General features: G+C 72.2%; 1 protein-coding gene and 1 pseudogene. One reads left to right on the top strand and one right to left on the bottom strand.

The window, feature by feature from the left end; genetic code table 11:
- The first annotated feature begins 437 nt into the window (after positions 1-437).
- Positions 438-1,181 carry an SDR family NAD(P)-dependent oxidoreductase gene (locus tag AB0J52_RS35020; RefSeq protein WP_500187195.1) on the top strand — a complete coding sequence of 248 codons (744 nt, stop codon included), beginning with the start codon at positions 438-440 and terminating at the stop codon, positions 1,179-1,181.
- A gap of 425 nt (positions 1,182-1,606) precedes the next feature.
- Here the strand turns inward: AB0J52_RS35020 and AB0J52_RS35015 are convergent.
- A pseudogene (locus tag AB0J52_RS35015) lies at positions 1,607-2,776 on the bottom strand (aminopeptidase); the annotation flags it as partial.

Here is a 2,776-nt window from a genome sequence, read left to right as displayed (position 1 = left end):
CGACCGCCTCGTCCCGGCGGGCCGCGAGCGCCTGAAGGACGCCCGCACCTTCTTCCGCGCCGGCCGCTCGGGCTCGGGCCGAGCCCTGCTGACCCCGGAGGAGTACACCGCCTTCCGAGAACGCCTCGCAGCCCTGGCCCCGCCCGACCTGCTCGCCTGGCTCCTCAGATAACCCACACCTCTCACACCCCTGCGCACGGCGGCGAAAGGGGCGGTGGCCAGTCTCCCGGCCACCGCCCCTTTCCACGTCCCCCGGAACGCAGCGGCCCCCGCACCCAGCAGTCCCACTCCACTCAGACCAAGCGGCGGTTCCCCGTGTGCTCGCTCCCCCACTTTCTCGAACTTCTTCGGCGCGGATGTCAAGACCGGGCCTGTTGCTACGACCTTCCGCTGTGAGGCGCTCCGATCAGAGGAGGCGTCGATGGCAAGGAGTTGGCATGGGGACGTTGGAGAACAAGTCGGCGCTGGTGACTGGCGGGTCGCGGGGGATCGGGCGCGCGATCGTGGTGAGGCTGGCCCGTGAGGGCGCGGCAGTGATCTTCAGCTACGTTCGCGACCAGGCGGCGGCGGAGGACGTGGTGGCCGAGGTGGCGGCCTTCGGCGGCCGGGCGATCGCCGTCCGGGCCGATCAGGGACGCCTGGAGGACCTGAAGCACCTTTTCGGGGAGGTCGACCGGAACCTCCCCGGGTTGGACGTGGTGGTCAACAACGCGGCGATCAACCCGATGGGGAACATCTGCGACGCCACCGAGAGCGACTTCGACGAGGTGATGGCCGTCAACACCAAGGGGCCGTTCTTCGTCGTCCAGGCCGCCGCCGAGCGGCTCGGAAAGGGCGGACGGATCATCAACATCTCCTCCTCCGGCGCGGTGCCGGGCCTGGCCCTGTACTTCGCCAGCAAGGCTGCACTGGAGTCGATCACCGCCGTCGCCGCCCACGAGTTCGGTCCCCGGGGCATCACCGTCAACAGCGTGACCCCTGGCGCCACCGAGACGGACATGATGCGCGCCGCAGCCGGGGAGCATCTGGAGCAGGCCATCGAGCACACCGTGTCCCTGACACCACTGCAGCGGCTGGGACGCCCGGAGGACATCGCCAACGTCGTCGCGTTCCTGGCCGGGCCCGACGCGCAATGGGTCACGGGCCAGAACCTACGGGCCTCCGGCGGCCTGACGATCTGACCGGCGGCCGGCCCGCGAGCCGGACGACCACAAGGGTGCTGCGCAGCACGAGTTAGGGCGCCCAGGTCGAAAGGCAGCACCGCGCCACGACGGAGTACGGCATCGAGGGCCGCCCCCTCAGCCTTGCCTGAGGCGGGGCGGAGGGGGCGGGCGGGCTCCCAGATCTTCGCGCCGGAGGCCTTGTGCCTTCCCTGGCACAAGCGCCAGCGCGTTGGACGCCCGCCTTCGATCCGTCAGTCAGGTGCCGCGCTCGCGGCAGACGGTGGACCGACATTCGATCTCGCGGACGAATGCCGCACAAACCGCTCAGAGGCCGGTTCCTGAAGATTAGGAACCGGCCTCTGAGCCGCTCTTTCCGGCGGGCCGTCGTCCTGGCGGCCGTCAGATGCGGGGACGCGGCGACGACAAAGCGGCCGGCAAGCGTTTTACCGCAGGTTGTAGGTGCGGGTCACGGCGATCAGGTCGCCGTCCTCACGCGTGGAGGGCACCAGATCGCGCGGCGGCGGCACGAAGCCGGGCACGGTCGTGAGACCGGTCGTCTCCGCGATCGCGGTGAGCCGCTGACCACCCGGTACGCGCACGCTGATCGAGGCGCCGCCGGTGGGAAGGCCACGGAAGCGGACCTCGCCCGGCCAGGTCTTGGGCCGTGTCCCGTCGACCGTCACCTGGGCGGGCCTGGAACCCGGTACAGCCGCCGACGCCTCGGTGATCGGGCGGTCGAAGCGCAGCGTCACCGAGCGGGCGCCGCGTCCGGCGCTCACCCGCAGCTGGAGGAGGTCACCGTCGCGGGAGACGATCCGAACCTTGGGCGCGGCCGCCCGCATCGGCTGGGCCGGGCCCGTCCACCGCAGGTTGCGGGCGTATCCAGGCGGAAGCGCGCCCTGGTCGTGGCCGGACACGTACCGCCGCGTCCAGGAACCGGGATCCGCGTCACCGCTCACCCAGTGCGCGGTGCCGCTGTCGGCGTTCATCACGTAGGCCAGGTGGGTGCGGCGCGGGTGCGTCTGGTCGTAGGTGTCGACGGCCATTCCGGTCGCGGCCAGCACGACGGCGAGCGCGAGGGCCGACGGCATGGCGAGCGCGGCCCGCCGCTCGGGGAGGACGAGCTCGGCGAGCGGAAGCAGCGTCAACCCGAACAGCGCCAGTGCCAGCGCGGGCACGCCCGCCAGCGCGAGCCCCATGCCGTCGAAGGCCGCCTGCGCCCACGCGGGCAGCAGCAACCCGGGGACGACCAGCCCGAGCATCAGCGCCGCAAACCGCCCCCGCGGCAGCAGGACGGCACCAAGAGCGCCCAGCGCGCACGCCAGAGCAGGCAGCGTGCAGAGGAACGCGGCACCCGGTGCCACCCCCGTGAGCAGGACGCCCAAACCCGTCGGCCAGGCGAGCGCGCCGACCGCGAGCGCAGCCGGGCCGAGCCTGCGGCGCAGCGGCACGTACCACAGCGACAGCGCGAGCACGGCCAGCGCGGCAACGGCCGCCCGGTAGGGCATCGGCCGGTGCAGCAGGCCGCCCATCGTGTCGTAGTCGGGCCGCACGCCCGCCAGGACGCTCCACAGCACCTGCGCCAGTACGGCCGTCAGCAGCAGCGGCAGCAC

The organism is Spirillospora sp. NPDC049652 (assembly GCF_040675125.1).
Lineage (GTDB): Bacteria > Actinomycetota > Actinomycetes > Streptosporangiales > Streptosporangiaceae > Spirillospora.
This window is presented reverse-complemented; position numbering and strand designations above follow the sequence as displayed.

What these genes read in the sequence shown, in the direction of transcription:
- AB0J52_RS35020 (WP_500187195.1), top strand. Translation starts at nt 438, where the DNA reads ATGGGGACGTTGGAGAACAAGTCGGCGCTGGTGACTGGCGGGTCGCGG.